The organism is Cronobacter sp. HA18006 (assembly GCF_011605445.1).
GTDB lineage: Bacteria > Pseudomonadota > Gammaproteobacteria > Enterobacterales > Enterobacteriaceae > Cronobacter > Cronobacter sakazakii.
In genome coordinates this window covers 1-26351 of the sequence record NZ_JAANQB010000005.1, presented here as the reverse complement: position 1 = coordinate 26351, position 26351 = coordinate 1, and the positions used below count along the sequence as shown (strand labels likewise).

Below are 26351 nucleotides of genomic sequence, written 5' to 3'. Positions count from 1 at the left end.
GCCCACACAGATTGTCTGATAAATTGTTAAAGAGCGGTGCGACGCGGCGTTCAGCCTGCTGTCGCGAGGTGGCGTATATTACGCTTTCCTCTTTCAGAGTCAACCCTTAATTTCAGGATTTTTCTCTCATCGTGCCGGCTATTTCGTGAAGTGCTTCACATTGCCGTCTCGATGGAGGCGCATTATAGGGATCTCAGTTTTCAGCACAACCCTTTTTTCGATCTTTTCTTTCAACTGCTGTTTTTTCATTCTTATTGCTGCGATCCCGCGCGATCTGCTCAACGAACAAACACATTTGCGCTTGCACAGCCGCCTGAATCCAACCAAAGTCTTCTTACGATTGATAAGAAACCGAGGCGACTATGTCTTCTTTTGTGTTACGTCCTTATAAAAATACCTTTCCCACCACAGGCCAGCGCGTGATGGTCGATAGCTCAAGCGTGGTGATTGGCGATGTGAGACTGGCTGATGATGTCGGCATCTGGCCGCTGGTAGTGATTCGGGGCGACGTTAATTACGTTGCGGTTGGCGCGCGCACCAACATTCAGGATGGCAGCGTATTGCACGTGACTCATAAATCTTCTTATAACCCCGAAGGTAATCCACTGGTGATTGGGGAAGACGTTACTGTTGGACATAAAGTGATGCTGCATGGCTGCACTATTGGCAATCGTGTACTGGTCGGTATGGGCTCGATCGTGCTTGACGGTGCCGTTATAGAAGATGACGTGATGATAGGGGCCGGAAGTCTGGTGCCGCAGAATAAGCGTCTGGAAAGCGGCTATCTTTATCTCGGCAGCCCGGTAAAACAGATTCGCCCGTTAAAAGATACCGAACGCGAAGGGCTGCGCTACTCGGCGAACAACTATGTGAAGTGGAAAGATGAGTATCTGGCTCAGGAGAGCCAGATCCAACCCTGATCGTCTTCGGCCTGAGCAGCGATCAGCTGCTCAGCCTCTTCTTCCAGATCCCAACGGTGCTGACGAAAAGCGGCTATCCATTCTTCGGGCGACGTGCCTGAGAAGCGAGCCACCAGCACAGGCTGCGCAATAGCACAGGTAAGCACCATCCCACTGACCAGCGCCGGAAAACAAACGGCCTGCCGCTGTTCATCCCAGTGCTCGCGATCAGGGAACTGAATCGCCTGATTCATTGCGCCAGCTCCTGTCTGAGCTTATCAATAACGGGCACAACATCCGGCAGGACGCCATGCCAGAGCAGAACCGCGTGCGCCGCCTGCCCCACCAGCATCCCGATACCGTCAGCCAGTTGCGTTGCCCCCTGCGCCTGACACCATGAAAGGAATGGCGTTAGCCCTTTCTGGTAGAACATGTCATAGCACGCCGTTGTTTTACCGGGCAGAGAAGACGGAAGAGTCGGGATCTCGCCGTGAATCCCACTGGAAGTGGCATTAATAATGAGATCGAACTCATGGCCAACCAGATCCGCAAGCGCGACGGCGTTAACGTTGCCGGTATGACTAAAGAGCGTTGCGAGTTCCTGCGCGCGGGCAAAAGTGCGGTTAGTAATAGTTACCGCGCAATCCAGCGACAGCAGAGGCAACAAGACGCCCCGCGCTGCGCCGCCAGCGCCCACCAGCAGGATCCGATAACGCGGCTGGATCATACCGAGACGTTCCAGATCGCTTAAAAGCCCAATACCATCCGTATTGTCGCCCAGTAAACGACCATCTTCGAGCCGTTTCAGCGTATTAACCGCACCGGCAAGCGCCGCTCTTTCCGTCAGTTCATCGGCACGAGCAAACGCCTGTTCTTTAAAAGGCACCGTCACGTTTGCGCCTTTACCGCCTGCGCTGAAGAAGTCCTCCAGCGTCTTCACAAAATCATCGAGCGGTGCCAGCACGCGGCCATACGGATGCTCAATCTGTAACTGCTGCGCAAATTGCTGGTGAATAAACGGCGATTTACTGTGCGAGACAGGATTACCAAAAACAGCGTAGGTTTCCATGCGTTACCCCTGTCGGAAAAGTTCACCCGTCAGCGCATCACGGATCTCGGAAGGATTCTGGCGACCACCTGTTGCGCCATGCAGCACAGGAAAATCATCACCGAACTGCGCCAGCACTTCCTGCGCCGTGCGGCATGGCTCAAGCCCGGAGAGATTGGCGCTGGTTGAAACCAGCGGCTTGCCAAAGGCTTCGCAAAGCGCAATCACCTGAGGATGATTCGTGACGCGCACCGCGAGCGAGTCAAAACGGCCAGTCAGCCAGCGTGGCGTCGACGGTTTCGCCGGGAAAACAAACGTCACTGGCCCCGGCCAGCGGGCGAACACGCCCTCTCGCTGTTCGGGCGTCAGAGCAGCGTCATCTATATAGGGCTTGAGTTGTTCGAAATTCGCCGCAATCAGGATGAGTCCTTTTTCCATCGGGCGTTGCTTTAATTCAAGCAGGCGTTTTACAGCGGTTTCGCTGTCGGGATCGCACCCGACGCCAAATACGGCTTCGGTTGGATAAGCGATAACTTGTTCTTTTTTAAGGACGTCGACGATAGACGATATCGCGTCCGCAGGCTGATTATTCTTCACTGTCTTTTTCCGCCGTTACCGGCTTTCCACATTGTTTACTGGCGCAAAAGCGTTTTATGCCCTGCGCGGTTTTCTTTTCGGTAAGGAGGGGATAATGGCATTCAGGGCACTCGCCCGCCACCGGTCTGGTATTAATCACAAACTGGCATTCCGGATAGCGATCGCAGGAATAGAAGGTTTTGCCAAAACGCGACCGACGCTGAACCAGCTGACCGTCGCTACACTGCGGGCAGCGCAATGCGGTTTCATCAGGTTTGTCGATTTGCTCGGTATGTTCGCATTCAGGATAACGGCTGCAGCCGATAAACATACCAAAACGCCCCTGTCGTAGCACCAGCGTCGCATCACATGCCGGGCATTGCTGACCTTCGAGCACTTTGACAATATGACCGTCCGCCTGGCTTTTCAGCGGGCGAACGTAATCACACTCAGGATAATGCGAACATCCCAGGAAAGGACCATGCTTCCCGGAACGGATAAGAAGTTCAGCCCCGCATTTTGGGCAGGGCTCGTGTTTGGGCACTGAAAAGAGTGCTGACCTTGCCATAATTCACCACTGCGCTGAAAATATCAGTGCAGCATACCGTCATTCACTTCAAAGAGCAGTTCTTCCATTTGTTGATAGGCGTTTTCACATCCGGGGATGTTAAACAGCACCATCAGGATGACCCACTTGAGATCTTCTAAATCAAACTCGGCAGTATCCAGCGCCATGACGCGTTCGATAACCATTTCACGAGTTTCGAGATTCAGCACCTGAATTTGTTCCAGAAACAGCAGGAACCCCCGACAGCTGGCGTCCAGCCGCTGGCACTCCTCTGCGGTATAAATACGCATCGAGAGTGGATCCGACGCCAGTTGCATCGGCGCGGAAAGACCATCCTGATAATCCGCCAGCTTTTCGAGCCATAACAGCGCATTAAAGATATCTTCCTGATCAAAACCCGCATCCGTCAGGTCCCGCGTCAGCTTATCCTGGTCAACGCGCATCTCAGCTTCGTTATGGATATAGGTTTCAAACAAATACATTAGTACGTCGAACATGGCCTGCCCTCCTCACTCGGACATAGCCGCCGGGTACAGCTGCGATCCATCCTGCTAACTCCAGTTCGAGTAGCTGGGCTACCGTCAATGGCACAGGTTGGCCGGCACGTTCAGCGACGACGTCAACAGGTGTAACCTCATCTCCTACGTTAGCCAACAGCTCGGGAAATGGCAATGCACCTTCCTCTTGATCCGGTGAATAATTCGCAGTCGTGAGCCAGGGCAGCTCATTTTGTAAATAATCGATAATGTCCTGAGGATGCGTAACGGCGACAGCGCCTTGCTGAATCAGCCAGTGCGGGCCTTCACAACCGGGATTACCAACAGGCCCAGGGAGCGCGAAAACCTCCCGGCCTTGTTCCAGCGCGCACCGGGCCGTGACCAGCGAGCCGCTGCGTAAGGCCGCCTCGACCACCAGCACGCCAACGCTTAAGCCACTAATAATGCGATTACGTCTCGGGAAATGCGCCGGGCGCGGCTGCGCCTCAAAAGGAAACTCGGACACCAGGGCCCCGCCCCGTTCTACGATCTCCTCCGCCAGTTTACGGTGGCGCGCCGGATAAACCTGCGCAAGGCCGTTGCCCAGCACCGCGATGGTTTTTCCCTGCGCCTTCAGCGCGCTGCGATGCGCAACAGCGTCTATGCCTAGTGCAAGCCCGCTGGTTAAGACGAGGCCGCTTTCCGCCAGCGCATAGCAGAGTTTGCTTCCCCATTGTTCGCCATACCACGAATGATGACGGCTCCCGACGACGGCCAGTTGCGGGCGGGACAGCGCCCTGGGATCGCCTGCCACCAGCAACGCACCAGGAAACCACTCGATCGCGCGCAGAGCAACGGGATATTCAGGCGATAGCGCGGTAAGCAGATGATGCTCCGGCATTTCAAGCCAGCGCAGAGCAGCCTCAAGCTTGGCCTGCGGGTAATTAAAAAAGAGTGCCCGTTGCTTACTATTAAGCCCCGCCAGCCGTAAGGCATTCGTGGGATCGTCGGGTATATTTTGCAGGCAGTGGAAAGCCCGAACCATAACTTCGCCGCCGAGGCTGTACACCGCCATCAGGCGTAACCAAATCTCCGTTGGTGACATCGCGCTATCCCCCGCCAGCCGCCGTTCTCTAATCCCTGTGATTCGTTGCTGATGCTGTCAATCAAAGGGGGATTTGTCTAGAATAGAAGGTAAGATCCTTTCAACTCTTGAATACAGCTCTGGAAATTTATGTCAGTTTTGCAGGTATTACATATTCCGGACGAGCGGCTTCGCATCGTCGCTGAACCGGTTAAAGAAGTTAATGCAGATATTCAGCGTATCGTTGATGATATGTTCGACACGATGTACGCCGAAGAAGGTATTGGGCTTGCCGCAACGCAGGTGGATATTCATCAGCGCATTATCGTGATTGATGTTTCCGAAAACCGCGATGAGCGCCTGGTGCTTATTAATCCGGAGCTGCTGGAACAGTCCGGCGAAACCGGCATTGAAGAAGGCTGCCTGTCTATCCCGGAACAGCGCGCTTTTGTGCCGCGTGCCGAGAAAGTCAAAATCCGCGCGCTTGACCGCAACGGTAAATCTTTTGAACTGGAAGCCGACGGCCTGCTGGCCATCTGCATTCAGCATGAAATGGATCACCTGGTCGGTAAATTGTTTATCGATTATCTGTCGCCGATGAAGCGTCAGCGTATTCGCCAGAAAGTTGAAAAACTGGATCGCATGAAGGCGAAAGCCGCAGGTTAAATAAAGACAGGGAATAACGTGTCCGAGTCACTTCGCATTATTTTCGCCGGTACGCCGGATTTCGCAGCGCGTCATCTCGACGCGCTGTTGTCCTCTTCGCACCAGGTGGTCGGCGTGTTCACTCAGCCAGACCGCCCGGCAGGCCGTGGCAAAAAGCTGATGCCCGGGCCGGTAAAAGTGCTGGCACAGGAAAACGACATTCCGGTCTTTCAGCCGAAATCCCTGCGCTCTGCGGAAAGTCAGGAGCTTGTGGCCGCGCTGAATGCCGATGTCATGGTGGTCGTCGCTTACGGTTTGATCCTTCCGGAAGCGGTGCTCGCCATGCCTCGCCTGGGTTGTATTAACGTACACGGCTCGTTGCTGCCACGCTGGCGCGGTGCGGCACCTATTCAGCGCTCACTATGGGCGGGCGATGCCGAAACCGGCGTGACTATCATGCAGATGGACAAAGGACTCGATACCGGCGACATGCTGCGTAAGCTTTCCTGCCCAATTACCGATGAGGACACCAGCGCCTCGCTGTATGACAAGCTGGCACAGCTGGGCCCACAAGGGCTGCTCGCCACGCTTGAGGATCTTGCAGCGGGCCGCGCAGTTCCTGAAAAGCAGGATGATGCACAGGCGACGTATGCGGACAAGCTCAGTAAAGAAGAGGCACGCCTCGACTGGACGCTTTCTGCAGCTCAGCTTGAACGCTGTATCCGTGCGTTTAACCCCTGGCCGGTCAGCTTTTTCATGATTGATGAGCAGCCTGTCAAAGTCTGGAAGGCGTCAGTTATCCATCAGCAGAGCCATGCAACGCCTGGCACCATCCTTGATGCCGGTAAACAGGGTATCCAGGTCGCGACGACGGACGGTATCCTCAATCTGGAATCACTCCAGCCTGCCGGTAAAAAACCGATGTCAGCACAGGATCTTTTAAACTCCCGCCGGGAGTGGTTTACGCCAGGCGCCATTCTCGCCTGAGTGTCGGCATTAACAGCCCGGTTTTCCGGGCCTTTTTATTTCAGACGCAGGTTAACCTGCCCGTGGCTATGAAAAAATCCATTAATCTCCGCAGTCTGGCGGCGCAGGCTATCGAACAGGTAGTCGAAAAAGGCCAGTCCCTCAGTACCGTTCTGCCGCCGCTCCAGCATAAAGTCTCTGATAAAGACAACGCGCTTTTGCAGGAACTCTGTTTCGGCGTGCTTCGCACGCTCTCGCAGCTCGAATGGCTTATCAATAGACTGATGTCACGCCCGATGACGGGTAAGCAACGCACCATTCATTATCTGATTATGGTGGGCTTGTATCAGCTTCTTTATACCCGTATCCCGCCGCATGCGGCGCTGGCTGAAACGGTAGAAGGCGCAGTCGCTATCAAGCGCATGCAGTTTAAAGGGCTGATTAATGGTGTGCTGCGTCAGTTCCAGCGCCAGCAAGATGAATTACTGGCTGAATTTTCCGGTCAGGATGCCCGCTGGTTACACCCGATGTGGTTGCTGAACAGACTGCAAATCGCCTGGCCGCAAGAGTGGCAAGCCGTTGCGGAAGCCAATAACGAACGGCCGCCGATGTGGTTGCGCGTCAACCGTCAACATTATTCCCGCGACGAATGGCTTAAGCTGCTGGAAGAAAACGGCATGACGGGGCATATCCACCCGCGTTACCCGGACGCCGTACGCCTTGATGCACCAGCGCCGGTGAGCGCGCTGCCTGGCTTTGAGCAGGGCTGGGTTACGGTGCAGGACGCCTCGGCACAGGGCTGCGTCGAGCTGTTAGCGCCGCAAAACGGTGAGACGATTCTCGATCTGTGCGCTGCACCTGGCGGTAAAACCACGCATATTCTGGAAGCCGCGCCGCAGGCCAGCGTAATGGCCGTCGATGTGGACGCCCAGCGTATTTCCCGCGTCTATGAAAACCTCAAACGCCTGAAGATGAAGGCCGACGTTAAAGTGGGTGATGGTCGTTTCCCGTCAACCTGGTGCGGCGATACGCAATTCGACCGGATCCTTCTTGATGCGCCCTGCTCTGCCACCGGCGTAATTCGGCGTCACCCTGACATTAAATGGCTGCGTCGTGATTCTGATATCGGTGAACTGGCGCAATTACAGTCTGAAATTCTCGACGCAATCTGGCCGCATCTGAAACCGGGCGGTACATTGCTGTATGCCACCTGTTCCGTTTTGCCGGAAGAAAACAGCGAACAGATCCGGGCATTTTTGACCCGGACGCCGGATGCACAGCTGGACGGTACGGGATCGACACAAACGCCCGGCATTCAGAATCTACCAGGCGCAACCGAAGGCGACGGCTTCTTTTACGCTAAGCTAATTAAAAAGTAACCGGGCCCGCTGGCGGCCCCGCATGGGTGAAGCACAACAATGAAAATTATCATTTTGGGTGCCGGTCAGGTGGGCGGCACCCTGGCGGAAAACCTAGTGGGCGAGAATAACGACATTACCGTTGTCGATACCAACAGCGATCGCCTTCGCGTCCTTCAGGATAAGTTTGACCTGCGCGTTGTGCAGGGACACGGCTCCCATCCACGTGTTCTGCGTGAAGCCGGTGCCGATGACGCAGATATGCTGGTTGCGGTCACGAGCTCAGATGAAACTAATATGATTGCCTGTCAGGTGGCGTATTCGCTTTTCAATACGCCTAACCGCATCGCACGTATCCGCGCACCAGATTATGTTCGGGATGCCGAGCGCCTGTTCACCCCTGAAGCCGTGCCCATCGACCATCTGATCGCCCCGGAGCAACTGGTCATTGATAATATTTACCGGCTGATTGAATATCCGGGCGCGCTGCAGGTAGTGAATTTCGCCGAAGGTAAAGTTAGCCTCGCGGTAGTGAAAGCTTATTATGGCGGGCCGCTGGTCGGCAATGCGCTGTCGACCATGCGCGAACATATGCCGCATATCGACACCCGCGTAGCCGCTATTTTTCGCCACGACAGGCCGATCCGACCGCAGGGTTCCACTATTGTGGAAGCAGGCGATGAAGTCTTTTTTATCGCCGCATCTCAGCATATCCGCGCCGTAATGAGCGAACTTCAGCGCCTTGAAAAGCCGTATAAACGTATCATGCTGGTCGGCGGCGGTAATATCGGCGCAGGGCTCGCGCAGCGGCTGGAAAAAGACTACAGCGTTAAGCTTATCGAACGCGATCAGCAACGCGCCGCGGAACTTGCCGAGAAACTTCAGCATACGATCGTTTTTTATGGCGATGCGTCGGATCAGGAACTGCTCGCGGAAGAGCATATTGATCAGGTTGATCTCTTTATCGCCGTCACGAACGATGACGAAGCGAATATTATGTCCGCCATGCTCGCCAAACGTATGGGCGCTAAAAAAGTCATGGTGCTTATTCAGCGCCGCGCTTATGTGGATCTTGTTCAGGGAAGCGTGATCGACATTGCTATCTCGCCACAGCAAGCCACCATTTCCGCGCTGCTCGGCCATGTGCGTAAAGCCGATATCGTCAGCGTATCCTCGTTACGTCGCGGTGTGGCTGAAGCTATCGAAGCCGTGGCGCACGGCGACGAAACGACCTCAAGGGTTGTCGGGCGGGTCATTGATGATATTAAACTGCCGCCAGGCACTATCATTGGCGCCGTCGTGCGCGGTAATGATGTGATGATTGCCAATGACAATTTACGCATTGAGCAAGGCGATCACGTGATTATGTTCCTGACCGATAAAAAATTCGTTACGGATGTTGAGCGCCTGTTCCAGCCAAGCCCGTTCTTTTTATAATTATCTGGCGGCTGCGGCCGCCATCATTATTTCTGCACCCTATTATCCGCATTATTTTCATGGCTAAAAAGTAATTGGCAAAGCGGTGCGAAAATGGAAAATCATATTTCCTTTGTTAGACTTAGGTAGGCTTTGAAATCCAGGGAGTAGAAGAATGAGCTTTTTTAAAGAATTTCGTGAATTCGCGATGCGCGGAAATGTGGTGGATTTGGCAGTGGGTGTCATTATCGGTGCGGCTTTCGGTAAGATTGTCTCATCACTTGTTGCCGATATCATTATGCCGCCGCTGGGGTTATTGATTGGGGGTATCGACTTTAAGCAATTCGCTTTGACGTTACGTCCTGCTGTTGGCGATACGCCGGCGGTCATCATGCATTATGGCGTGTTTATTCAGAACGTATTCGACTTTGTCATCGTTGCCTTTGCTATTTTCCTGGCCATTAAGGTGATTAATAAATTACACCAGAAAAAACCGAAGGAAGCGCCGGGCCCCAGCAAAGAAGAAGTATTACTCACCGAAATCCGTGATTTGCTGAAACAACAGAACGAACATCGTCCTTAACCGTTCCTGAAAGCAGAAGGCCAGTGGTAAAAAAGCGATTTGCTTGTTTGCCACTGGCCTCCCAGTTACCTTTCTTGCCGTGTTTCGCTTTACGCTGATAGCTGCCTTTCCCTTTTTGATTCTTTTCAACGCGTTGGCGAAACAGTGGATCATGCAGCAGGGCCTCAATCGCGTTATCCTGAATTAGCCCTTTCGTATGTTTGTACCGGTTCATTTATTGCTCCTGTGGTAAATTCGCGGCAAGTGTAGGCTTGCTCAGAAAAAAGATCAATGTTGGCCGTTCTCTCCATTGGCGCCTTGCTCGAGTGTCTCCAGGATCGAGCAATAAACACTGCTGTGTGCCGTTCCGCAGCACGCATCATTTAGCTTTTGCAGCGAAGCGCGCATGTTTTGTAATTCCTGTATCCGGCTGTCCACTTCATGCAGGCGCGCCTGGACAATGCTTTTGGACTCCTGACAGGTATGATGCTCAGGATCGATACGGATCGATAACAGCTCACGTATCGCCTCAAGCGTAAAGCCAAGCTGCCGCGCGTGTCTGATAAAGCGCAGGCGCCGCAAATCGTTTTCTGTATAGAGCCGGAAACCACCTTCGGTGCGGACTTCATGCTCCATCATCTTTTGTTTTTCATAGTAACGCACGGTGTCAGGCGTGACGTCAGCCAGACGAGCAAGCTCTCCGATACGGTACATTATTGCTCCTCCATTTTACTGGCGACGGCGCGGGCATAACTGCCATGTAAAAAGTTAGTACTAAGTCCAGCTTGTTTTAACTTCAGCTCAAGTAGCGTCAGTCTTTTACAAACGTGGTGGTAATCCGGGTGATGCTCGTTAATCTCCGCCAGCAGATCGTTAAGCATCAGAGCTTCTTTCCGCGCTTCAAGTTCGGGAGGAAGAAAGCCTGCATTTTTCAGCAGTCGATAACCCACGCGTAGCTCCGGGGAAAGATGTGAATCGTCATCCAGCACTAACGGCTCGCCAGTACCGGGTAGATTGTCGAATTCGCCTTTTTGTTGGGCTTCCAGAATATGGCGCTCAGCCCACTGGTCCATTAACCACATAGCGGCCTCCTGACAGGGAATGAGAAAGAAGAACGAGAATGAAGCATAGGCGATTGGCACAAAGAACAACAGATATAAAAAAACCCGCCGAGGCGGGTTTTTTCACTTCACTGCAAATTACTCTGCAGCTGCTTCTGCTTGCGGCTCGGCGCGATCAACCAGCTCGATGTATGCCATCGGAGCGTTGTCACCAGCACGGAAGCCACACTTCAGAATGCGAGTGTAACCACCGGCACGGCTCGCGAAACGCGGGCCCAGCTCGTTAAACAGTTTTGCCACGATCTCGTTATCACGAGTGCGGGCGAATGCCAGACGACGATTAGCAACGCTATCAGTCTTGGCAAGAGTAATCAGCGGCTCAACTACGCGACGCAGCTCTTTCGCTTTCGGCAGGGTCGTCTTGATGATTTCATGACGAACCAGAGAACCTGCCATGTTGCGGAACATAGCCTGGCGATGGCTGCTGTTGCGGTTCAGTTGACGACCACTCTTACGATGGCGCATGACCTTATCCTTCTCAGTAAAACCTTAACCTGTGATCCGGTTACTCGTCAGCAATGCTTGCCGGTGGCCAGTTTTCCAGGCGCATGCCCAGAGACAGACCACGGGAGGCCAGCACGTCTTTAATCTCAGTAAGAGATTTTTTACCAAGGTTAGGCGTTTTGAGCAGCTCAACCTCGGTACGCTGTACCAGATCACCGATATAGTGGATAGCTTCTGCCTTAAGGCAGTTAGCAGAGCGGACAGTCAATTCCAGATCGTCAACAGGGCGCAGCAGGATCGGATCGAATTCTGGTTTCTCTTCTTTAACTTCCGGCTGACGTACATCACGTAAGTCAACGAAAGCTTCAAGTTGTTCAGCCAGAATGGTCGCCGCACGACGAATCGCCTCTTCAGGATCGATTGTGCCGTTGGTTTCCATTTCGATGACCAGCTTGTCCAGGTCGGTACGCTGTTCTACACGCGCTGCTTCAACATTGTAGGCGATACGTTCTACAGGGCTGTAGCAAGCGTCGACCAGCAGACGGCCGATTGGGCGCTCATCTTCTTCCGAATGAATTCGGGCAGACGCCGGCACATAACCACGACCGCGCTGAACTTTGATACGCATGCTGATAGATGCGTTTTCATCGGTCAGGTGGCAGATCACGTGCTGCGGCTTGACGATTTCGACATCACCGTCGTGGGTGATGTCGGCTGCGGTTACAGGGCCAATGCCAGATTTATTCAGAGTAAGTACGACTTCATCTTTACCCTGAACTCTCACCGCCAGCCCTTTCAGGTTGAGCAGGATTTCCAGGATATCTTCCTGAACGCCTTCTTTGGTGCTGTACTCGTGCAGTACACCATCAATCTCAACCTCGGTCACCGCGCAACCCGGCATCGATGAAAGCAGAATACGGCGCAGTGCGTTACCCAGAGTATGGCCAAAGCCACGCTCTAAAGGCTCAAGGGTCACCTTGGCGTGCGTCGAACTCACTTGCTCGATATCTACCAGGCGCGGTTTTAGAAACTCTGTCACAGAACCCTGCATTGTGTCCTCTCTTTGGTACTAAGCTTTACTTGGAGTAAAGCTCGACGATCAGGTGTTCGTTAATGTCCGCAGACAGATCGGTGCGCTCAGGCTTACGCTTGAAGGTACCTTCCATCTTGCCAGCATCAACTTCCAGCCAGGTTGGCTTTTCACGCTGCTCAGCCAGCTCCAGAGCGGCTTTCACGCGAGACTGCTTTTTCGCTTTCTCACGAACGCTGACTACGTCGTTCGGACTAACCTGGTAAGAAGCGATGTTAACAACACGACCGTTTACCATGATGGCTTTATGGCTAACCAGCTGACGTGCTTCTGCACGAGTGGCACCGAAGCCCATACGGTATACAACGTTGTCCAGACGACCTTCCAGCAGAGCCAACAGGTTTTCACCGGTGTTGCCTTTCAGACGCGCGGCTTCTTTATAGTAGTTACGGAACTGACGCTCCAGCACACCGTAGATACGGCGAACTTTTTGCTTTTCACGCAACTGCACACCATAGTCAGACAGACGCGGTTTACGCGCACCGTGCTGGCCAGGAGCTTGTTCAATTTTACACTTGGTATCGATCGCGCGAACGCCAGACTTAAGGAACAGGTCTGTGCCCTCGCGACGGCTCAGCTTGAGCTTAGGACCCAAATATCTTGCCATTTTCTTTCTCCAACATTCCTAAAAACGGGCGTTATACGCGACGTTTTTTCGGCGGACGACAACCGTTGTGAGGGATCGGAGTCACATCAGTAATATTAGTGATGCGGAAACCAGCGGCGTTCAGAGCACGAATAGTAGATTCGCGGCCCGGACCCGGTCCCTTAACCATAACTTCCAGGTTCTTGATACCGTATTCTTTCACGGCTTCTGCGCAACGCTCTGCTGCAACCTGAGCTGCGAACGGAGTGGATTTGCGAGAACCACGGAAACCGGAACCACCGGCAGTTGCCCAACCCAGAGCGTTACCTTGACGATCAGTAATAGTAACGATGGTGTTGTTGAAAGAAGCATGGATATGAGCCACGCCGTCAGAGACTTGTTTTCTTACACGTTTACGTGCACGAACTGGTGCCTTTGCCATTATTCAATCACCCCGATTATTTCTTGATCGGTTTGCGCGGACCCTTACGGGTACGTGCGTTGGTCTTGGTACGCTGACCGCGAACCGGGAGACCACGACGATGACGCAAACCGCGATAGCAACCAAGATCCATCAGGCGCTTGATGCTCATACTCACTTCACGGCGCAGATCACCTTCAACGACAAATTTGGCAACTTCGTCACGCAGCGTGTCGATTTGTTCTTCAGACAGCTCACTGATCTTAACATCTTCAGCGAAACCCACTGCAGCCAGGATAGCTTTAGAACGGGTTTTGCCGATACCGTAGATCGAAGTTAATGCGATTACGGCATGCTTATGATCAGGAATGTTAATGCCTGCTATACGGGCCACTATGCACTCCTACTATATTGATTATGCGTCCCATGCTGAAAAGCCCGTTTTCAGGATACTCAAATGGAAACGCACAGACATACAAAAGATTGGCTGGCTAATCTAGCCAGCTCAACCCAACTTTGCAAGAAAAATATGCGAGATAATCAGCCTTGACGCTGTTTATGCTTCGGCTCGGCACTGCAAATCACACGGATGACGCCATCACGCTTAACGATTTTGCAGTTACGGCATAATTTCTTGACGGAAGCACGAACTTTCATTTTTACTCTCCGTAACTTCTCAAGCGACCATTAACGGCCATAGCCTTTGAGGTTCGCTTTCTTCAATGCAGACTCATACTGACTAGACATCATCAGAGTTTGCACTTGAGCCATAAAGTCCATGATGACAACAACAACGATAAGTAAGGACGTCCCACCGAAATAGAACGGAACTTTCATTGCATCACGCATGAACTCCGGGATCAGGCAAATGAAAGTAATATACAGCGCGCCAACCAGAGTCAGGCGTGTCATTACTTTATCGATATACTTCGCCGTTTGTTCTCCCGGACGAATTCCTGGTACAAATGCACCGGACTTCTTCAGGTTATCTGCTGTCTCACGCGGGTTGAAAACCAACGCCGTGTAGAAGAAACAGAAGAAGATGATTGCAGACGCATAGAGTAACACATAAAGCGGTTGCCCAGGCTGCAAATACAGCGAAATTGTTGTCAGCCAGTTCCAACCAGTACCGCCCCCGAACCATGACGCGATGGTCGCCGGGAACAGAATAATACTGGAAGCGAAAATCGCCGGAATAACCCCAGCCATGTTCACTTTCAGCGGTAAATGTGTGCTCTGTGCAGCATAGACACGACGACCTTGCTGACGTTTCGCATAGTTAACGACGATACGGCGCTGACCACGCTCAACAAACACAACAAAGAAAGTCACTGCGAATACTAATACTGCAACCAACAGCAACAGGAGGAAGTGCAGGTCGCCTTGCCGCGCTTGCTCGATGGTATGGCCAATGGCCGGCGGAAGTCCCGCAACGATACCAGCGAAGATTATGATTGAGATACCGTTACCGATACCGCGTTCAGTAATCTGTTCGCCCAGCCACATCAGGAACATTGTCCCGGTAACCAGACTCACAACAGCGGTGAAATAGAATGCAAAGCCCGGATTAATTACCAGGCCTTGCATACCAGGCATATTCGGCAGACCGGTAGCGATACCGATCGACTGAAATATTGCCAGCACCAGAGTACCGTAGCGGGTGTACTGGCTGATCTTACGACGACCAGACTCCCCTTCTTTCTTCATTTCTGCCAGCGTCGGGTGAACGACGGTCAACAGCTGGATAATAATAGAGGCCGAAATATACGGCATAATACCCAGAGCGAAAATAGAAGCACGGCTAAGAGCACCACCAGAGAACATGTTGAACATTTCAATGATGGTGCCACGCTGTTGCTCAAGCAGTTTGGCAAGTACAGCGGCATCAATACCAGGGATTGGAATAAAAGAGCCAATTCGGAACACAATCAGCGCACCGATAACAAACAGCAGTCTGCGTTTCAGCTCGCCAAGGCCACCTTTGGCACTTTGAAAATCTAATCCCGGTTGTTTAGCCATCTGCTACTTATTCCTCGATTTTACCGCCAGCAGCTTCGATAGCAGCACGAGCGCCTTTAGTCACACGCAGGCCACGAACAGTTACCGGACGAGTAACTTCACCAGCCAGAATCACTTTCGCGAATTCGATCTGGATGCCGATAATGTTTGCCGCTTTCAGCGTGTTCAGGTCTACTACGTCGCCTTCTACTTTAGCCAGATCAGACAGACGAACTTCTGCAGTGATCATTGCTTTACGAGAAGTGAAACCGAATTTCGGCAGACGACGGTACAGAGGCATCTGACCACCCTCGAAACCGCGACGTACGCCACCGCCAGAACGAGATTTCTGACCTTTGTGACCACGACCACCGGTTTTACCGAGGCCAGAACCGATACCACGACCCAGGCGTTTACCCGCCTTTTTGGAGCCTTCGGCCGGAGACAGAGTATTTAAACGCATCTCTTACTCCTCAACTTTAACCATGAAGGAAACCGCGTTGACCATACCGCGAACAGCAGGAGTATCCTCGCGCTCAACGGTGTGACCAATACGACGCAGACCCAGGCCAAGCAGCGTTGCCTTGTGTTTCGGCAGACGACCGATTGCACTGCGGGTTTGAGTGATTTTAATAGTCTTTGCCATGGTCAATTACCCCAGAATTTCTTCAACGGATTTACCACGCTTGGCAGCGACCATTTCCGGGGACTTCATGTTGGCCAGGCCATCAATAGTCGCACGAACCACGTTGATCGGGTTAGTGGAACCATAGGCTTTAGCCAGAACGTTATGAACCCCAGCGACTTCCAGAACGGCGCGCATTGCACCACCGGCGATGATACCGGTACCTTCGGAAGCCGGCTGCATGAATACACGAGAACCCGTGTGAGCACCTTTAACCGGGTGCTGCAGGGTGCCGTGGTTCAGCGCGACGTTAATCATATTGCGACGAGCTTTTTCCATCGCTTTCTGGATCGCTGCCGGAACTTCGCGTGCTTTACCGTAACCAAAACCAACGCGGCCGTTGCCATCACCGACTACAGTCAGAGCGGTAAAGCTAAAAATACGACCACCTTTTACGGTTTTAGATACGCGGTTTACCGCGATCAGCTTTTCCTGCAGTTCGCCAGCTTGTTTTTCGATGTGAGCCATCTTACACCTCTACCTTAGAACTGAAGGCCAGCTTCACGGGCAGCATCTGCCAGTGCCTGGACACGACCATGATATTGGAAACCAGAGCGGTCAAAAGAAACATCTTTGATGCCTTTTTCCAGCGCGCGCTCAGCAACAGCTTTACCAACTGCAGCAGCGGCGTCTTTGTTTCCAGTGTACTTCAGTTGCTCAGCGATAGCTTTTTCTACAGTAGAAGCGGCTACCAGAACTTCAGAACCGTTCGGGGCGATTACCTGTGCGTAAATATGACGCGGGGTACGATGTACCACCAGGCGGGTCGCACCAAGCTCTTTGAGCTTGCGACGTGCGCGGGTCGCACGACGGATACGAGCAGATTTCTTATCCATAGTGTTACCTTACTTCTTCTTAGCCTCTTTGGTACGCACGACTTCGTCGGCGTAACGAACACCCTTGCCTTTGTAAGGCTCAGGACGACGGTAGGCGCGCAGGTCAGCAGCAACCTGGCCGATCAGCTGTTTATCAGCGCCTTTCAGCACGATTTCAGTCTGAGACGGACATTCTGCAGTGATACCCGCAGGCAGCTGATGATCAACAGGGTGTGAGAAACCCAGAGACAGGTTTACTACGTTCCCTTTGATCGCTGCACGATAACCTACACCAACCAGCTGCAGCTTCTTAGTGAAGCCTTCGGTAACACCGATAACCATTGAATTCAGCAGGGCACGCGCGGTACCAGCCTGAGCCCAACCGTCTGCGTAACCATCACGCGGACCGAAAGTCAGAGCATTATCTGCATGTTTAACTTCAACAGCATCGTTGAGAGTACGAGTCAGCTCGCCGTTTTTACCTTTGATCGTGATAACCTGACCGTTGAGTTTTACATCAACGCCGGCAGGAATAACGACCGGTGCTTTAGCAACACGAGACATTTTTTCCTCCGATTAGGCTACGTAGCAGATAATTTCGCCACCAAGACCAGCCTGGCGCGCTGCACGATCAGTCATAACACCTTTAGAGGTAGAAATAACCGCGATACCCAGGCCGGCCATAACTTTCGGCAGCTCATCTTTTTTCTTATAGATGCGCAGACCTGGGCGGCTGACACGCTGAATGCTTTCTACAACAGCTTTACCCTGGAAATACTTGAGAGTCAGTTCCAGTTCCGGCTTGGTGTCGCCTTCAACTTTAAAATCTTCAATAAAACCTTCTTCCTTCAGCACGTTGGCGATTGCCACTTTCAGCTTGGAGGAAGGCATGGTGACCGCAGCTTTGTTCGCGGCCTGACCGTTACGGATACGGGTCAGCATATCCGCGATCGGATCTTGCATGCTCATCTGTCTTTACTCCCGTGATTCAATTGGTGACAATTACCAGCTAGCCTTTTTCAGACCCGGGATTTCACCGCGCATAGCGGCTTCACGGACCTTGATACGGCTCAACCCGAACTTCCGCAGGAAAGCGTGCGGACGACCAGTTTGACGGCAGCGGTTACGCTGACGAGACGGGCTGGAATCACGCGGCAGAGTCTGCAGCTTCAGAACAGCGTTCCAACGATCTTCGTCGGAAGCGTTCACATCAGAAATGATCGCTTTCAGTTCAGCGCGTTTAGCGAAGTATTTTTCAGCTAAAGCTACGCGCTTTACTTCGCGTGCTTTCATTGATTGCTTAGCCATGAAGTAACCCTACCTTACTTGCGGAACGGGAAGTCAAAGGCAGCCAGCAGAGCACGGCCTTCTTCATCAGATTTCGCAGTAGTGGTAATGGTAATATCCAAACCACGAACGCGATCGACTTTGTCATAGTCGATTTCCGGGAAGATAATCTGCTCACGGACACCCATGCTGTAATTGCCACGACCGTCGAAAGACTTAGCGGACAGGCCGCGGAAGTCACGAATACGCGGTACAGCAATAGTGATCAGGCGCTCAAAGAACTCCCACATGCGTTCGCCACGCAGAGTTACTTTACAGCCGATCGGATAGCCCTGACGGATTTTGAAGCCTGCAACTGATTTGCGTGCTTTGGTGATCAGCGGTTTTTGACCGGAGATTGCTGCCAGGTCAGCTGCTGCGTTATCCAGCAGTTTCTTGTCAGCGATCGCTTCACCAACACCCATGTTCAGGGTGATCTTCTCGACCCGAGGGACTTGCATGACAGAATTGTAGTTGAACTGAGTCATCAGTTTTTTAACTACTTCGTCTTTGTAGTAATCATGCAGTTTCGCCATCGTACTACTCCAAATTACTTGATAGTTTCGCTGTTAGACTTGAAGAAACGGACTTTTTTGCCGTCTTCGAATCTAAAGCCTACACGGTCAGCCTTGCCGGTTGCCGCATTGAAGATTGCAACGTTAGAAACCTGAATAGCAGCTTCTTTTTCAACGATGCCACCCGGTTGGTTCAGGGCCGGAACCGGCTTCTGATGTTTCTTAACCAGGTTGATACCTTCAACAATGACCTTGCCGGAAGACAGGACATTTTTTACTTTACCGCGTTTACCTTTATCTTTACCGGTTAACACGATAACTTCGTCATCACGACGGATTTTCGCTGCCATGATTCGCTCCTTAGAGTACTTCTGGTGCCAGAGAGATGATTTTCATAAACTTCTCAGAACGAAGTTCACGAGTTACCGGCCCAAAAATACGCGTACCGATAGGCTGCTCGCTGTTGTTGTTCAGAAGAACACAAGCATTGCCATCGAAGCGAACGACAGAACCGTCAGGGCGACGAACACCCTTCTTGGTGCGCACCACTACCGCCTTCAGCACATCACCTTTTTTAACTTTACCGCGCGGAATTGCTTCCTTGATGGTAATTTTGATGATATCGCCGACGCCTGCGTAGCGACGGTGCGAGCCACCCAGAACCTTGATACACATTACGCGACGCGCGCCGGAGTTGTCGGCGACGTTCAGCATAGTCTGTTCTTGGATCATTTCAGTGCTCCGCTAATGTCAACTACTACTTCGGGACCTAACTTCAGGTCGTTAAAAATCCCCATAATCGAGGGCGCGGCATTATAACACCGCTCACAGGATATGGGTAGAAAAAATAAACGGCTCATCGCTGAGCCGTTTATTCTGTTAGAGAGCGCTACTCTATTACAGAACCGCTTTCTCTACAACGCGAACCAGCGTCCAGGACTTAGTCTTGGACAGCGGACGGCATTCGCGGATTTCAACCACGTCACCGATACCGCATTCGTTGTTCTCGTCATGTACGTGCAGTTTGGTCGTACGCTTAATGAATTTACCGTAGATCGGGTGTTTCACAAAACGCTCGATGGCAACAACAATGGATTTCTCCATTTTGTCGCTAACAACGCGACCTTGCAGAGTACGGATTTTATCGGTCATTACGCACCCGCCTTCTCAGTCAGTAAAGTCTTAACGCGTGCGACATCACGACGCACTTGCTTCAACAGGTGAGTCTGTTGCAGCTGGCCACTTGCAGCCTGCATACGCAGGTTGAACTGCTCGCGCAGCAGGTTAAGCAGCTCGGTGTTCAGCTCTTCAACACTCTTCTCACGCAGCTCTTTTGCTTTCATTACATCACCGTCTTAGTTACAAAGGTGGTTTTAATCGGCAGTTTCGCTGCTGCCAGCTTGAATGCTTCACGGGCCAGCTCTTCCGGCACACCGTCCATTTCGTACAGGACTTTACCCGGCTGAATCAAGGCAACCCAATACTCTACGTTACCTTTACCTTTACCCATACGCACTTCCAGCGGCTTCTCGGTGATCGGTTTGTCCGGGAATACACGGATCCAGATCTTACCCTGACGCTTAACTGCACGGGTCATTGCACGACGTGCTGCTTCGATCTGACGGGCAGTCAGACGACCACGGCCAACAGCTTTAAGACCGTAAGTGCCGAAGCTAACATCCGTACCCTGCGCCAGACCACGGTTGCGGCCTTTGTGCACTTTACGGAATTTTGTACGCTTTGGTTGTAACATCAGCGACGCTCCTTATTTACGGCCTTTACGCTGCTGCTTTTTCGGTTGAGCAGCCGGTTTTTCCGGTTGTTCAACAGCAGCCATACCACCAAGGATCTCACCTTTGAAGATCCACACTTTAACGCCGATTACACCGTAAGTGGTGTGCGCTTCGGAGGTGTTGTAGTCGATGTCAGCGCGCAGAGTGTGCAGCGGAACGCGACCTTCACGGTACCATTCGGTACGTGCGATCTCAGCGCCGCCCAGACGGCCGCTAACTTCAACTTTGATACCTTTAGCGCCCAGACGCATGGCGTTCTGTACAGCACGCTTCATAGCACGACGGAACATAACACGACGTTCCAGCTGAGAAGTGATGCTGTCAGCAACCAGTTTTGCGTCCAGTTCAGGTTTACGAACTTCGGCGATATTGATCTGTGCAGGCACGCCAGCGATGTCCGCTACGCCCTTACGCAGTTTTTCGACGTCTTCACCTTTCTTACCGATAACGATACCCGGGCGAGCAGTGTGAATGGTCACACGAATGCTTTTAGCCGGACGCTCGATAACGATACGAGATACAGACGCTTTAGCCAGTTCCTTGTTCAGGTACTGACGAACTTTAAAGTCGCTGTCCAGGTTGTCAGCGAATTCTTTGGTGTTCGCGAACCAGGTAGAGTTCCATGGTTTTACAATACCCAGGCGAATACCATTAGGATGTACTTTCTGACCCATTGCTAGTCTCCAGAGTCTCAGCGATCGGACACAACCACAGTGATGTGGCTGGTGCGCTTCAGAATGCGATCTGCACGACCTTTCGCACGCGGCATAATGCGTTTCATGCTCGGGCCTTCGTCTACGAAAATTTTCGTGACTTTCAGATCGTCAATGTCAGCGCCATCGTTGTGTTCAGCGTTAGCAATGGCAGATTCCAGGACTTTCTTAACCAATACAGCCGCTTTCTTATTGGTGTAGGTCAGAATATCCAGAGCCTGCGACACTTTCTTACCGCGAATCAGGTCAGCCACCAGGCGAACCTTCTGAGCAGAAGAACGAGCATGGCGATGTTTAGCGATAGTTTCCATCTCTTCCTCCTACTTATTTCTTCTTGGCTTTTTTATCAGCCGCGTGACCGCGATAAGTACGGGTCGGTGCGAATTCACCCAGTTTGTGGCCGACCATTTCGTCGGAAACAAATACTGGAACGTGCTGACGACCATTATGGACAGCGATGGTCAAACCGATCATGTTTGGAAAGATCGTTGAACGACGGGACCAAGTGCGCAGGGGCTTCTTGTCACCGCTTTCCACCGCTTTCTCTACCTTCTTCAGCAAGTGCAGGTCAATAAAAGGACCTTTCTTGAGAGAACGTGGCATGGCTTATCCTCTAAAATTATTTGCTACGGCGACGTACGATGAATTTATCAGTACGCTTGTTGCTGCGGGTCTTCTTACCTTTGGTCTGAACGCCCCACGGAGTTACCGGGTGCTTACCAAAGTTACGACCTTCACCACCACCATGTGGGTGATCCACCGGGTTCATCGCCGTACCGCGAACGGTCGGACGAACACCACGCCAGCGTGCAGCACCTGCTTTACCCAGAACGCGCAGCATATGCTCAGCGTTACCAACTTCGCCCAGAGTCGCGCGGCAGTCAGCTTCCACTTTACGCATTTCGCCAGAACGCAGACGCAGGGTGACATAAGCACCGTCACGAGCAACGATCTGAACATAGGTACCAGCAGAACGCGCCAGCTGACCGCCTTTACCTGGTTTCATTTCTACGTTGTGAACAGTAGAACCAACCGGGATGTTGCGCATCGGCAGGGTGTTACCTGGTTTGATTGCAGCATCAACGCCAGACTGAATCTGGTCGCCAGCTTTCAGGCCTTTAGGGGCCAGGATGTAACGGCGCTCGCCGTCTTTGTACAGAACCAGCGCGATGTTCGCGGAGCGGTTCGGGTCGTACTCAAGACGTTCAACAACTGCCGGGATACCGTCTTTGTTGCGTTTGAAGTCAACAATACGGTAGGCCTGTTTGTGACCACCACCGATGTGACGAGTGGTGATACGGCCATTGTTGTTACGACCACCGGATTTGCTGTTTTTTTCCAGCAACGGAGCAAAAGGTTTGCCCTTGTGCAGCTCAGGGTTAACCACTTTAACTACGTGGCGACGACCCGGAGATGTCGGTTTACATTTAACAACTGCCATTGTATTACTCCTCCGACTTACTCAGCGCCGCCGATGAAGTCCAGATTCTGGCCTTCTTTCAGGGTGACGTAAGCTTTTTTCCAGTCGCTACGACGACCGATACGCTGTCCGTGACGTTTAACTTTCCCTTTAACTACCAGGGTGTTAACGACTTCGACTTCGACTTCAAACAGTTTCTGCACAGCAGCTTTGATTTCTGCTTTAGTCGCGTCTTTAGCAACTTTGAGAACGATGGTGTTGGTTTTTTCCATCGCAGTAGACGCTTTTTCAGAAACGTGCGGTGCGCGCAGCACCTTCAGCAGACGTTCTTCACGAATCATGCCAGCATCTCCTCAACTTGCTTAACAGCATCAGCAGTCATTACGACTTTGTCGAAGGCGATCAGGCTAACCGGGTCGATACCTGTAGCATCGCGTACGTCAACCTTGTGCAGGTTACGTGCGGCCAGGAACAGGTTTTCGTCCAGTTCACCGGTGATGATCAGCACATCTTCCAGAGCCATGTCTTTCAGTTTCTGTGCAAGCAGCTTGGTTTTCGGCGCTTCTACAGAGAACTTCTCGACAACGATCAGACGATCCTGACGTACCAGTTCGGACAGGATGCTTTTCAGCGCGCCGCGGTACATCTTTTTGTTAACTTTTTGACTGTGGTCCTGCGGACGCGCAGCGAAGGTCACGCCACCAGAGCGCCAGATCGGGCTCTTGATGGAACCAGAACGCGCACGGCCGGTACCTTTCTGGCGCCACGGTTTTTTACCGGAGCCAGTTACTTCAGCACGGGTCTTCTGAGCACGAGTACCCTGACGAGCACCAGCTGCGTAAGCAACTACAACCTGGTGTACCAGCGCTTCGTTGAAATCACGACCGAAGGTAGTTTCGGAAACAGTCAGCGCGCTCTGCGCGTCTTTCAGTACTAATTCCATTGCTATCTCCTCACGCCTTCACAGCTGGTTTAACGATCAGGTCGCTACCGGTTGCACCCGGGACAGCACCTTTAACCAGCAGCAGGTTGCGCTCAGCGTCAACACGTACTACGTCCAGGCTCTGAACGGTTACACGTTCGTTACCCAGCTGACCTGCCATTTTCTTGCCTTTGAACACTTTGCCCGGAGTCTGGTTCTGACCGATAGAACCCGGAACGCGGTGAGACAAGGAGTTACCGTGGGTAGCGTCCTGGGTACGGAAGTTCCAGCGCTTAACGGTACCGGCGAAACCTTTACCTTTAGAGGTGCCAGTTACGTCAACTTTTTTAACTTCAGCAAACAGCTCAACGCTAATGCTCTGACCTACGGTGTATTCTTCGCCATCAGCGAGACGGAATTCCCACAGACCACGGCCAGCTTCTACGCCAGCTTTAGCGAAGTGACCCGCTTCCGGCTTGGTTACGCGGTTAGCTTTTTTAGCACCGGTGGTAACCTGCACAGCGCGGTAGCCGTCGTTAGCCAGGTCTTTAACCTGAGTAACGCGGTTTGCTTCAACTTCGATTACGGTTACTGGGATAGAAACGCCTTCTTCAGTGAAGATGCGGGTCATACCCACTTTTTTACCGACTAAACCAATCATTGTTTCAACCTCTCAATCGCTCAATGACCTGATTAACCCAGGCTGATCTGCACGTCTACACCGGCAGCCAGATCCAGACGCATCAGAGCATCAACGGTTTTCTCGGTTGGCTCAACGATGTCAACCAGACGCTTGTGAGTGCGGATTTCGTACTGATCGCGCGCGTCTTTGTTAACGTGCGGGGAGATCAGAACGGTAAAGCGCTCTTTGCGGGTCGGCAGCGGGATCGGACCACGGACTTGCGCACCAGTGCGCTTAGCAGTCTCGACGATTTCCGCGGTTGATTGATCGATCAGACGATGATCAAACGCTTTCAGGCGGATACGGATTCTTTGGTTCTGCATGAGACCAGAGCTCCAATTATTTTATAGACGAAAATGATTACTCCTCGAACCCATTACGATTGATGGGAGAGTGTAATCGTTCTTACGTAGCCCCCCGATTGGGGGCATTGTTTGATAGCGAAAAAGAAGCTATCAGGGTTCATATCGAACCAGCCGTCATTGATGACAGGCCCGCGCATTATACGTAAATCTGGCGCTGACGCAAGCGCTGATTAGAAATTAAACATTCTTTCGTACTGTCTCGCAATTCTGTGTATCACGCCAATTCTCTTCATTTCTTTTATGGAAACTACGCGCATTGTTGCATAAACACCGTTTGGCGTGTCTTCCGGGAAGCGTATGTTATGAGTTCATTGAAGGCGCACTCAGGGAACAAGAATGATCGCGATATGGATTTCAGCGTATATGCTGTTGAATGCGGGTCTGGTGGTAAAAGATGTGTGTGACGGTCTTCTACCTGACAACCTTACCTGCCCTCTCTTGTGGATAGGGCTTTCTTACCAGCTTATATTTGCGCCACTGCATCTGGCGGATGCTGTCACCGGAGCGCTGGCCGGATACCTTTCATTATGCTTTTTCTACTGGGCTTATCGTTGGCTGCGTGGTTATGAAGGGTTGGGGTATGGGGATGTGAAATTTTTAGGTGCGCTTGGCGCCTGGCACGGATGGCAACTGCTTGGTGTTCTACTTACCATTGCTTCTTTACTTGGGCTTGCGGCCGCATTGATAGTTTATTACATAAAAGGCAAAGCACCCGTACGTAAAACCCCGCTACCTTTTGGGCCGTTTCTGGCGATAGCGGGGTTAGTATGCAGTGGCGTCACATTCCAGATACTGACTCTGTGAACGTTAGCTCTGCTCTTTAATCTGGGACTGAATGTAATTCTGCAGGCCAATTTTACCGATAAGATCCAGTTCGGTTTCCAGCCAGTCAATGTGATGCTCTTCGTCTTCAAGGATTTTAATCATAATGTCCCTGCTGACGTAGTCATGAATTGAATCGGCATAGGCAATGGCTTCACGCAGATCTTTCGCCCCTTCCATCTCAAGATTGAGATCGGAGCGCAGCATCTCTTCTACGTCTTCGCCAATGTGTAACTTACCAAGATCCTGAAGATTTGGGATACCTTCAAGAAAGAGAATACGCTCGATATAGATATCGGCGTGCTTCATCTCATCAATGGATTCATGATACTCAACGTCGTTGAGGCGCATGAGGCCCCAGTTTTTGAACATTCTTGCATGGAGAAAGTACTGATTGATTGCGACAAGCTCATTTCCCAATAATTTATTGAGATAATTTATTATCTTAATATCACCTTTCATTTTGCTTCCCTCCGCTTCCACTACATGAAGCGTAGATGGGCTGGCGAGGAAGTCAAAATCTGAGCTTACGCAATTTCCTGGTATTCCGGAATCTGCAGCAGTTCATCCTGCATAATTTCACGCGCGGCACGGACACACTTGCCGCACTGATTACCAATCGGCATGAATTTACGAAGCTGCTGGAAGGACTGGGGATGGTGCTGGCGTACCGCCTGCCGTATTTTTTTATCACTGATACCGTTACACAAACAAACGTACATGATGACTCCCGTTCAGTTTATGCACAGAGTGTAAATGAGAATAGTTACGATTACAACGAGACTGGAGTAGAGTTTTCTGATGCAGAATGGGCTTCTTTTGAAGACACGAATGTTTTCAAACTACTTTTCCTTATAAAACAAAAAAGGGCGCCGAAGCGCCCTTTTCAATTCTGTAGCAATTAGCCCAGAACTTTAGCAACCACGCCCGCGCCAACGGTACGGCCGCCTTCGCGGATTGCGAAACGCAGACCGTCGTCCATCGCGATCGGGTGGATCAGGGTAACAACCATTTTGATGTTGTCGCCCGGCATTA

Annotated in this window: 46 protein-coding genes and 1 pseudogene; 7 read left to right on the top strand and 40 right to left on the bottom strand. The window is 51.9% G+C overall.

All coding sequences use genetic code 11. The features are described from left to right. Positions 1 to 362: 362 nt before the first annotated feature. Entirely contained in the window at positions 363 to 920 is a 558-nt protein-coding gene (locus G9X48_RS01510) for a gamma carbonic anhydrase family protein (protein WP_097641843.1), read from the top strand. Here the strand turns inward: G9X48_RS01510 and G9X48_RS01505 are convergent. Genes G9X48_RS01505 through dprA form a run of 6 tightly spaced genes read right to left on the bottom strand, consistent with a single transcriptional unit; the run spans position 896 to position 4672 of the window. Then, on the bottom strand, positions 896 to 1153 hold the full coding sequence (locus tag G9X48_RS01505; protein ID WP_097641844.1) for a DUF1488 domain-containing protein: 258 nt from the start codon (positions 1151 to 1153) through the stop codon (positions 896 to 898). The two genes, G9X48_RS01510 and G9X48_RS01505, sit on opposite strands and share 25 nt — an antisense overlap. After that, a complete protein-coding gene (gene aroE, locus G9X48_RS01500) occupies positions 1150 to 1968 on the bottom strand; it encodes a shikimate dehydrogenase (protein ID WP_069682978.1) in 819 nt (272 codons plus the stop codon). The genes G9X48_RS01505 and aroE overlap by 4 nt, the downstream gene beginning before the upstream one ends. Before the next feature lie 3 nt (positions 1969 to 1971). Continuing rightward, positions 1972 to 2544 (bottom strand): L-threonylcarbamoyladenylate synthase type 1 TsaC, encoded by a 573-nt coding sequence (tsaC, locus tag G9X48_RS01495; RefSeq protein ID WP_080321687.1) that lies wholly within the window; start codon positions 2542 to 2544, stop codon positions 1972 to 1974. Then, positions 2534 to 3091, bottom strand: coding sequence for a type I DNA topoisomerase (locus tag G9X48_RS01490; protein WP_097641845.1), 558 nt, complete (start codon positions 3089 to 3091; stop codon positions 2534 to 2536). The genes tsaC and G9X48_RS01490 overlap by 11 nt, the downstream gene beginning before the upstream one ends. 23 nt (positions 3092 to 3114) lie before the next feature. Then, positions 3115 to 3588 carry a DUF494 family protein Smg gene (gene smg, locus G9X48_RS01485; protein ID WP_004388634.1) on the bottom strand — a complete coding sequence of 158 codons (474 nt, stop codon included), beginning with the start codon at positions 3586 to 3588 and terminating at the stop codon, positions 3115 to 3117. Beyond that, positions 3560 to 4672, bottom strand: a complete 1113-nt coding sequence (gene dprA / locus G9X48_RS01480) for a DNA-protecting protein DprA (protein ID WP_097641846.1) — start codon at positions 4670 to 4672, stop codon at positions 3560 to 3562. The genes smg and dprA overlap by 29 nt, the downstream gene beginning before the upstream one ends. A gap of 129 nt (positions 4673 to 4801) precedes the next feature. On the opposite strand from dprA, the gene def reads away from it, so the two are divergent. The 5 genes from def (at position 4802) to mscL (ending at position 9619) form a co-directional block, all read left to right on the top strand. After that, the gene (gene def / locus G9X48_RS01475) at positions 4802 to 5317 is read left to right on the top strand and encodes a peptide deformylase (protein ID WP_007702442.1); all 516 of its coding nucleotides are present in this window, start codon (positions 4802 to 4804) and stop codon (positions 5315 to 5317) included. Positions 5318 to 5335: 18 nt separating this feature from the next. Then, a complete protein-coding gene (gene fmt, locus G9X48_RS01470) occupies positions 5336 to 6283 on the top strand; it encodes a methionyl-tRNA formyltransferase (protein WP_038878840.1) in 948 nt (315 codons plus the stop codon). 68 nt (positions 6284 to 6351) lie between these two features. Continuing rightward, positions 6352 to 7641 carry a 16S rRNA (cytosine(967)-C(5))-methyltransferase RsmB gene (gene rsmB / locus G9X48_RS01465; protein ID WP_097641848.1) on the top strand — a complete coding sequence of 430 codons (1290 nt, stop codon included), beginning with the start codon at positions 6352 to 6354 and terminating at the stop codon, positions 7639 to 7641. Positions 7642 to 7680: 39 nt separating this feature from the next. Further along, the gene (trkA, locus tag G9X48_RS01460; protein ID WP_004388629.1) at positions 7681 to 9057 is read left to right on the top strand and encodes a Trk system potassium transporter TrkA; all 1377 of its coding nucleotides are present in this window, start codon (positions 7681 to 7683) and stop codon (positions 9055 to 9057) included. Between the two features lie 154 nt (positions 9058 to 9211). After that, the gene (mscL, locus tag G9X48_RS01455) at positions 9212 to 9619 is read left to right on the top strand and encodes a large-conductance mechanosensitive channel protein MscL (protein ID WP_007778669.1); all 408 of its coding nucleotides are present in this window, start codon (positions 9212 to 9214) and stop codon (positions 9617 to 9619) included. Here the strand turns inward: mscL and G9X48_RS01450 are convergent. The 31 genes from G9X48_RS01450 to rpsJ all read right to left on the bottom strand — a co-directional run bounded on the left by G9X48_RS01450 (position 9570) and on the right by rpsJ (position 24452). After that, a complete protein-coding gene (locus G9X48_RS01450) occupies positions 9570 to 9833 on the bottom strand; it encodes an alternative ribosome-rescue factor A (RefSeq protein WP_038859530.1) in 264 nt (87 codons plus the stop codon). The two genes, mscL and G9X48_RS01450, sit on opposite strands and share 50 nt — an antisense overlap. Positions 9834 to 9886: 53 nt before the next feature. Further along, positions 9887 to 10312, bottom strand: coding sequence for a Zn(2+)-responsive transcriptional regulator (zntR, locus tag G9X48_RS01445; protein ID WP_014727934.1), 426 nt, complete (start codon positions 10310 to 10312; stop codon positions 9887 to 9889). After that, positions 10312 to 10680 (bottom strand): DUF1992 domain-containing protein, encoded by a 369-nt coding sequence (locus tag G9X48_RS01440; RefSeq protein WP_097584411.1) that lies wholly within the window; start codon positions 10678 to 10680, stop codon positions 10312 to 10314. The genes zntR and G9X48_RS01440 overlap by 1 nt, the downstream gene beginning before the upstream one ends. 117 nt (positions 10681 to 10797) lie before the next feature. Further along, positions 10798 to 11184, bottom strand: coding sequence for a 50S ribosomal protein L17 (gene rplQ / locus G9X48_RS01435; protein WP_004388624.1), 387 nt, complete (start codon positions 11182 to 11184; stop codon positions 10798 to 10800). Between the two features lie 40 nt (positions 11185 to 11224). After that, on the bottom strand, positions 11225 to 12214 hold the full coding sequence (gene rpoA / locus G9X48_RS01430) for a DNA-directed RNA polymerase subunit alpha (RefSeq protein WP_004388623.1): 990 nt from the start codon (positions 12212 to 12214) through the stop codon (positions 11225 to 11227). Positions 12215 to 12239: 25 nt separating this feature from the next. Next, positions 12240 to 12860 carry a 30S ribosomal protein S4 gene (gene rpsD / locus G9X48_RS01425; protein WP_004388622.1) on the bottom strand — a complete coding sequence of 207 codons (621 nt, stop codon included), beginning with the start codon at positions 12858 to 12860 and terminating at the stop codon, positions 12240 to 12242. A gap of 31 nt (positions 12861 to 12891) precedes the next feature. Further along, complete coding sequence (rpsK, locus tag G9X48_RS01420) at positions 12892 to 13281, bottom strand: 30S ribosomal protein S11 (RefSeq protein ID WP_004388621.1); 390 nt, start codon at positions 13279 to 13281, stop codon at positions 12892 to 12894. Between the two features lie 16 nt (positions 13282 to 13297). Beyond that, positions 13298 to 13654 (bottom strand): 30S ribosomal protein S13, encoded by a 357-nt coding sequence (gene rpsM / locus G9X48_RS01415; protein WP_004388620.1) that lies wholly within the window; start codon positions 13652 to 13654, stop codon positions 13298 to 13300. A 146-nt stretch (positions 13655 to 13800) separates the two neighbouring features. Then, positions 13801 to 13917: a 50S ribosomal protein L36 gene (gene rpmJ, locus G9X48_RS01410; protein ID WP_000868187.1), complete on the bottom strand. Its 117-nt coding sequence runs from the start codon at positions 13915 to 13917 to the stop codon at positions 13801 to 13803. A 30-nt stretch (positions 13918 to 13947) separates the two neighbouring features. Next, positions 13948 to 15279: a preprotein translocase subunit SecY gene (secY, locus tag G9X48_RS01405; RefSeq protein ID WP_004388619.1), complete on the bottom strand. Its 1332-nt coding sequence runs from the start codon at positions 15277 to 15279 to the stop codon at positions 13948 to 13950. 7 nt (positions 15280 to 15286) lie between these two features. Continuing rightward, on the bottom strand, positions 15287 to 15721 hold the full coding sequence (gene rplO, locus G9X48_RS01400) for a 50S ribosomal protein L15 (protein ID WP_004388618.1): 435 nt from the start codon (positions 15719 to 15721) through the stop codon (positions 15287 to 15289). A 3-nt stretch (positions 15722 to 15724) separates the two neighbouring features. Then, a complete protein-coding gene (rpmD, locus tag G9X48_RS01395) occupies positions 15725 to 15904 on the bottom strand; it encodes a 50S ribosomal protein L30 (protein ID WP_001140434.1) in 180 nt (59 codons plus the stop codon). A 6-nt stretch (positions 15905 to 15910) separates the two neighbouring features. Next, complete coding sequence (gene rpsE / locus G9X48_RS01390; RefSeq protein ID WP_004388617.1) at positions 15911 to 16411, bottom strand: 30S ribosomal protein S5; 501 nt, start codon at positions 16409 to 16411, stop codon at positions 15911 to 15913. A 14-nt stretch (positions 16412 to 16425) separates the two neighbouring features. Continuing rightward, complete coding sequence (rplR, locus tag G9X48_RS01385; RefSeq protein WP_000358956.1) at positions 16426 to 16779, bottom strand: 50S ribosomal protein L18; 354 nt, start codon at positions 16777 to 16779, stop codon at positions 16426 to 16428. Positions 16780 to 16788: 9 nt separating this feature from the next. Beyond that, the gene (gene rplF, locus G9X48_RS01380; protein WP_004388616.1) at positions 16789 to 17322 is read right to left on the bottom strand and encodes a 50S ribosomal protein L6; all 534 of its coding nucleotides are present in this window, start codon (positions 17320 to 17322) and stop codon (positions 16789 to 16791) included. A 12-nt stretch (positions 17323 to 17334) separates the two neighbouring features. Next, the gene (gene rpsH, locus G9X48_RS01375) at positions 17335 to 17727 is read right to left on the bottom strand and encodes a 30S ribosomal protein S8 (protein ID WP_004388615.1); all 393 of its coding nucleotides are present in this window, start codon (positions 17725 to 17727) and stop codon (positions 17335 to 17337) included. 33 nt (positions 17728 to 17760) lie between these two features. Further along, complete coding sequence (gene rpsN / locus G9X48_RS01370) at positions 17761 to 18066, bottom strand: 30S ribosomal protein S14 (protein WP_004388614.1); 306 nt, start codon at positions 18064 to 18066, stop codon at positions 17761 to 17763. Between the two features lie 14 nt (positions 18067 to 18080). After that, positions 18081 to 18620, bottom strand: a complete 540-nt coding sequence (gene rplE, locus G9X48_RS01365; protein ID WP_004388613.1) for a 50S ribosomal protein L5 — start codon at positions 18618 to 18620, stop codon at positions 18081 to 18083. A gap of 14 nt (positions 18621 to 18634) precedes the next feature. Next, positions 18635 to 18949, bottom strand: coding sequence for a 50S ribosomal protein L24 (gene rplX / locus G9X48_RS01360; RefSeq protein WP_000729185.1), 315 nt, complete (start codon positions 18947 to 18949; stop codon positions 18635 to 18637). Between the two features lie 10 nt (positions 18950 to 18959). Beyond that, a complete protein-coding gene (gene rplN / locus G9X48_RS01355) occupies positions 18960 to 19331 on the bottom strand; it encodes a 50S ribosomal protein L14 (protein WP_004388611.1) in 372 nt (123 codons plus the stop codon). A 165-nt stretch (positions 19332 to 19496) separates the two neighbouring features. Beyond that, positions 19497 to 19751: a 30S ribosomal protein S17 gene (gene rpsQ, locus G9X48_RS01350; RefSeq protein ID WP_000130100.1), complete on the bottom strand. Its 255-nt coding sequence runs from the start codon at positions 19749 to 19751 to the stop codon at positions 19497 to 19499. Beyond that, complete coding sequence (rpmC, locus tag G9X48_RS01345) at positions 19751 to 19942, bottom strand: 50S ribosomal protein L29 (protein ID WP_004388609.1); 192 nt, start codon at positions 19940 to 19942, stop codon at positions 19751 to 19753. Before rpmC ends, rpsQ begins: the two co-directional genes overlap by 1 nt. Then, on the bottom strand, positions 19942 to 20352 hold the full coding sequence (gene rplP, locus G9X48_RS01340) for a 50S ribosomal protein L16 (RefSeq protein ID WP_004388608.1): 411 nt from the start codon (positions 20350 to 20352) through the stop codon (positions 19942 to 19944). The genes rpmC and rplP overlap by 1 nt, the downstream gene beginning before the upstream one ends. Positions 20353 to 20364: 12 nt before the next feature. Continuing rightward, positions 20365 to 21066 carry a 30S ribosomal protein S3 gene (gene rpsC, locus G9X48_RS01335; protein ID WP_004388607.1) on the bottom strand — a complete coding sequence of 234 codons (702 nt, stop codon included), beginning with the start codon at positions 21064 to 21066 and terminating at the stop codon, positions 20365 to 20367. 17 nt (positions 21067 to 21083) lie between these two features. Then, positions 21084 to 21416: a 50S ribosomal protein L22 gene (rplV, locus tag G9X48_RS01330; protein ID WP_000447529.1), complete on the bottom strand. Its 333-nt coding sequence runs from the start codon at positions 21414 to 21416 to the stop codon at positions 21084 to 21086. A 13-nt stretch (positions 21417 to 21429) separates the two neighbouring features. Then, entirely contained in the window at positions 21430 to 21708 is a 279-nt protein-coding gene (gene rpsS, locus G9X48_RS01325; RefSeq protein WP_001138115.1) for a 30S ribosomal protein S19, read from the bottom strand. A 16-nt stretch (positions 21709 to 21724) separates the two neighbouring features. Next, the gene (rplB, locus tag G9X48_RS01320) at positions 21725 to 22546 is read right to left on the bottom strand and encodes a 50S ribosomal protein L2 (protein ID WP_000301864.1); all 822 of its coding nucleotides are present in this window, start codon (positions 22544 to 22546) and stop codon (positions 21725 to 21727) included. Between the two features lie 17 nt (positions 22547 to 22563). Then, complete coding sequence (gene rplW, locus G9X48_RS01315; RefSeq protein ID WP_004388606.1) at positions 22564 to 22866, bottom strand: 50S ribosomal protein L23; 303 nt, start codon at positions 22864 to 22866, stop codon at positions 22564 to 22566. Further along, complete coding sequence (gene rplD / locus G9X48_RS01310) at positions 22863 to 23468, bottom strand: 50S ribosomal protein L4 (RefSeq protein ID WP_000424395.1); 606 nt, start codon at positions 23466 to 23468, stop codon at positions 22863 to 22865. The genes rplW and rplD overlap by 4 nt, the downstream gene beginning before the upstream one ends. Positions 23469 to 23478: 10 nt before the next feature. Next, entirely contained in the window at positions 23479 to 24108 is a 630-nt protein-coding gene (gene rplC, locus G9X48_RS01305) for a 50S ribosomal protein L3 (protein WP_007681261.1), read from the bottom strand. Positions 24109 to 24140: 32 nt separating this feature from the next. Beyond that, entirely contained in the window at positions 24141 to 24452 is a 312-nt protein-coding gene (gene rpsJ / locus G9X48_RS01300) for a 30S ribosomal protein S10 (RefSeq protein ID WP_001181005.1), read from the bottom strand. A gap of 378 nt (positions 24453 to 24830) precedes the next feature. Between rpsJ and G9X48_RS01295 the strand changes: the two genes are divergently transcribed. After that, complete coding sequence (locus G9X48_RS01295) at positions 24831 to 25298, top strand: A24 family peptidase (RefSeq protein WP_097641847.1); 468 nt, start codon at positions 24831 to 24833, stop codon at positions 25296 to 25298. A gap of 3 nt (positions 25299 to 25301) precedes the next feature. Here the strand turns inward: G9X48_RS01295 and bfr are convergent, their stop codons facing one another. The 3 genes and pseudogenes from bfr to tuf all read right to left on the bottom strand — a co-directional run. After that, entirely contained in the window at positions 25302 to 25778 is a 477-nt protein-coding gene (bfr, locus tag G9X48_RS01290; protein ID WP_004387803.1) for a bacterioferritin, read from the bottom strand. Between the two features lie 65 nt (positions 25779 to 25843). After that, positions 25844 to 26038, bottom strand: coding sequence for a bacterioferritin-associated ferredoxin (gene bfd / locus G9X48_RS01285; RefSeq protein WP_004387802.1), 195 nt, complete (start codon positions 26036 to 26038; stop codon positions 25844 to 25846). A 179-nt stretch (positions 26039 to 26217) separates the two neighbouring features. Continuing rightward, a pseudogene (gene tuf, locus G9X48_RS01280) lies at positions 26218 to 26351 on the bottom strand (elongation factor Tu); the annotation flags it as partial.